Genomic DNA, 3,770 nt, shown 5'->3' on the forward strand with positions numbered 1-3,770 from the left:
GTCATCAAGCAGGCCATGGAGATCAACGACCGCCCGGTCGTCATCGACTTCATCGTCCACCAGGACGCCATGGTCTGGCCGATGGTCGCGGCCGGTACCAGCAACGACGAGATCCAGTTCGCCAAGGGCATCCGCCCCGACTTCGGCGACGACCTCGACTAACGCCCCCCTTCAACTCCAGAGCGCCTGAGGAACCCCATGTCCAAGCACACCCTCTCCGTCCTGGTCGAGAACAAGCCCGGCGTGCTCGCCCGCATCGCCGCCCTGTTCTCCCGTCGGGGCTTCAACATCGACTCCCTCGCCGTCGGTCCGACCGAGCATCCGGACGTGTCCCGGATGACCATCGTGGTCAACGTCGAGGACCTCCCGCTGGAACAGGTCACCAAGCAGCTCAACAAGCTCGTGAACGTGATAAAGATCGTCGAACTCGACCAATCCGCTGCGATCCAGCGGGAACTGGTCCTGGTGAAGGTCCGCGCCGACAACGAGACCCGGTCGCAGATCGTCGAGATCGTCCAGCTGTTCCGTGCCAAGACCGTCGACGTGTCCCCGGACGCGGTGACCATCGAGGCCACCGGAAGCTCGGACAAGCTGGAGGCCATGCTCCGGATGCTGGAGCCTTACGGCATCAAGGAGTTGGTCCAGTCCGGCCTGGTCGCCATCGGGCGCGGCGCCCGTTCGATCACGGACCGCTCGTTGCGCGCCCTCGACCGCAGCGCCTGAGCACCCTTTGAGACGCCGACCGTCTCACACCCTGAAGCACCGCCCCACACCCCCGCCGGTACGCCTACCGTAGAGAGCGCGTACCCGGCAACCATCACGCAAGGAGATGTGCCCCCGTGGCCGAGCTGTTCTACGAAGACGACGCCGACCTGTCCATCATCCAGGGCCGCAAGGTCGCGGTCATCGGCTACGGCAGCCAGGGCCACGCCCACGCGCTGTCCCTGCGCGACTCCGGCGCCGACGTCCGGGTCGGCCTGAAGCCGGAGTCCAAGTCCCGTGCCAAGGCGGAGGAGGCCGGCCTGCGCGTCGTCACCCCGGCCGAGGCCGCGGCCGAGGCCGACGTCATCATGATCCTGGTGCCGGACCCGATCCAGGCCGACGTCTACGAGGCCGACATCGCCCCGCACCTGAAGGCCGGCGACGCCCTGTTCTTCGGCCACGGCCTGAACATCCGCTTCGGCTTCATCAAGCCCCCGGCGGACGTCGACGTCTGCATGGTCGCCCCGAAGGGCCCGGGCCACCTGGTCCGCCGCCAGTACGAGGAGGGCCGCGGCGTCCCCGCGATCGTCGCCGTCGAGCAGGACGCCTCCGGCAAGGCCTTCGACCTGGCGCTGTCCTACGCCAAGGGCCTGGGCGCCACCAAGGCCGGCGTCATCAAGACCACCTTCACCGAGGAGACCGAGACCGACCTGTTCGGTGAGCAGGCCGTCCTCTGCGGTGGCACCGCCGCCCTGGTGAAGGCCGGTTTCGAGACCCTGGTCGAGGCCGGCTACCAGCCGGAGATCGCCTACTTCGAGTGCCTGCACGAGCTGAAGCTCATCGTCGACCTGATGTACGAGGGCGGCCTGGAGAAGATGCGCTGGTCGGTCTCCGAGACCGCCGAGTGGGGCGACTACGTCACCGGCCCGCGGATCATCACCGACGCCACCAAGGCCGAGATGAGGAAGGTCCTCGCCGAGATCCAGGACGGCACCTTCGCCAACACCTGGATCGCCGAGTACAAGGCCGGTCTGCCCAAGTACAACGAGTACAAGAAGGCCGACGAGGACCACCTGCTGGAGACCACCGGCAAGAAGCTGCGCTCGCTGATGAGCTGGGTCGACGACAAGGCCTGAACCGGCCTCGGGCTCTGCCCGATTTTGTAACTTCCTTGTACAAGTAGGCTGCTCTCGTCCGGGTGATTTCGCCGGACGGGAGCAGCCTGGTACCCAGCCCGTCGATACACTCCGAGTGCGCGTCAGGCCCACAGCGTCGTGCGTCTACCTACGCGGCATGCCACCTTCCCCCCGCCGTCCACGCCACCCACGTGCCGGGGAGAACCGCAGAGTTAAGGACACACTGTCGTGAGCACTGTGACATCCAAAACCGCCGTCGTCCTGATCGCCGAAGAGCTGTCGCCCGCCACCGTCGACGCCCTCGGCCCCGACTTCGAGATCCGCCACTGCAACGGCGCCGACCGCACCGAGCTGCTCGGCGCGATCGCCGACGTCGACGCGATCCTGATCCGCTCCGCCACCAAGGTCGACGCGGAGGCGCTGGCCGTCGCCCGCAAGCTCAAGGTGGTCGCCCGGGCCGGGGTCGGCCTGGACAACGTGGACGTCGCCGCCGCCACCAAGGCCGGCGTGATGGTCGTGAACGCGCCGACCTCCAACATCGTCACCGCCGCCGAACTCGCCTGCGGCCTGCTGATCTCCGTCGCCCGCAACATCGCGCCGGCCAACGCCGCGCTCAAGCAGGGCGAGTGGAAGCGCAACAAGTACACCGGCGTCGAGCTGAGCGAGAAGACCCTCGGCGTCGTCGGCCTCGGCCGGATCGGCGTCCTGGTCGCCCAGCGGATGTCCGCGTTCGGCATGAAGATCGTCGCGTACGACCCCTACATCCAGGCCGCCCGCGCCGCCCAGATGGGCGTCAAGCTGGTCACCCTGGAGGAGCTGCTGGAGGTCTCGGACTTCATCACCGTCCACCTCCCCAAGACCCCCGAGACCATCGGCCTGATCGGCGACGAGGCGCTGCACAAGGTCAAGCCGACCGTGCGCATCGTCAACGCCGCCCGCGGCGGCATCGTGGACGAGGAGGCGCTCGCCAACGCCCTGCGCGACGGCCGGGTGGCCGGCGCCGGCCTGGACGTGTACGCCAAGGAGCCGTGCACCGACTCCCCGCTGTTCGGCTTCGACAACGTGGTCGCCACCCCGCACCTGGGCGCCTCCACCGACGAGGCGCAGGAGAAGGCCGGCATCGCCGTCGCCAAGTCGGTGCGCCTGGCGCTGGCCGGCGAACTGGTGCCGGACGCCGTCAACGTCCAGGGCGGCGTGATCGCCGAGGACGTGCGCCCGGGCCTGCCGCTGGCCGAGAAGCTCGGCCGGATCTTCACCGCGCTGGCCGGCGAGGTCGCCGTCCGGCTCGACGTCGAGGTCCGCGGCGAGATCACCCAGCACGACGTGAAGGTGCTCGAACTGTCCGCGCTGAAGGGCGTGTTCGAGGACGTGGTGGCGGAGACGGTGTCCTACGTCAACGCCCCGCTGTTCGCCCAGGAGCGCGGCGTCGAGGTCCGCCTGACCACCTCCAGTGAGAGTGCCGAGCACCGCAACGTGATCACCGTCCGCGGCACGCTCGCGAACGGCGAGGAGATCGCCATCTCCGGCACCCTGGCCGGCCCGAAGCAGACCCAGAAGATCGTCGGCGTGGACGCCTTCGACGTGGACGTCGCGCTCACCGACCACATGGCCTTCTTCAAGTACGAGGACCGCCCCGGCGTGGTCGGCGTGCTCGGCCGCCACCTCGGCGACGCCGGCATCAACATCGCCGGCATGCAGGTCGCCCGCGACGGCGGCGGCGCGCTCGCCTCCATCACCGTGGACAGCCAGATCCCGCAGGACGTGCTGTCGGCGATCGCCGCCGAGATCGGCGCCCGCTTCGCCCGCTCGGTCGACCTGGGCGCCTGAGCCCGACGCCCCCCGGGGGGGGGGGGGGGGGGGGGGGGGGGGGGGGGGGGGGGGGGGGGGGGGGGGGGGGGGGGGGGGGGGGGGGGGGGGGGGGGGGGGGGGGGG

The 3,770-nt window shown here is 69.6% G+C and carries 3 protein-coding genes; all 3 read left to right on the forward strand.

Annotated elements, in window-relative coordinates; translation table 11 throughout:
* Nucleotides 1-198: 198 nt before the first annotated feature.
* The 3 genes from ilvN to serA all read left to right on the forward strand — a co-directional run bounded on the left by ilvN (nt 199) and on the right by serA (nt 3,665).
* Nucleotides 199-723, forward strand: a complete 525-nt coding sequence (gene ilvN, locus AC07AL_RS38465; RefSeq protein WP_030302941.1) for an acetolactate synthase small subunit — start codon at nt 199-201, stop codon at nt 721-723.
* A gap of 116 nt (nt 724-839) precedes the next feature.
* Nucleotides 840-1,838: a ketol-acid reductoisomerase gene (gene ilvC / locus AC07AL_RS38470; protein WP_063347727.1), complete on the forward strand. Its 999-nt coding sequence runs from the start codon at nt 840-842 to the stop codon at nt 1,836-1,838.
* Nucleotides 1,839-2,075: 237 nt separating this feature from the next.
* Nucleotides 2,076-3,665, forward strand: coding sequence for a phosphoglycerate dehydrogenase (serA, locus tag AC07AL_RS38475; RefSeq protein WP_363378782.1), 1,590 nt, complete (start codon nt 2,076-2,078; stop codon nt 3,663-3,665).
* Nucleotides 3,666-3,770 lie beyond the last annotated feature (105 nt).

This window comes from Kitasatospora sp. NPDC043949 (assembly GCF_056435365.1).

What these genes read in the sequence shown, in the direction of transcription:
- ilvN (WP_030302941.1), top strand. Translation starts at nt 199, where the DNA reads ATGTCCAAGCACACCCTCTCCGTCCTGGTCGAGAACAAGCCCGGCGTG.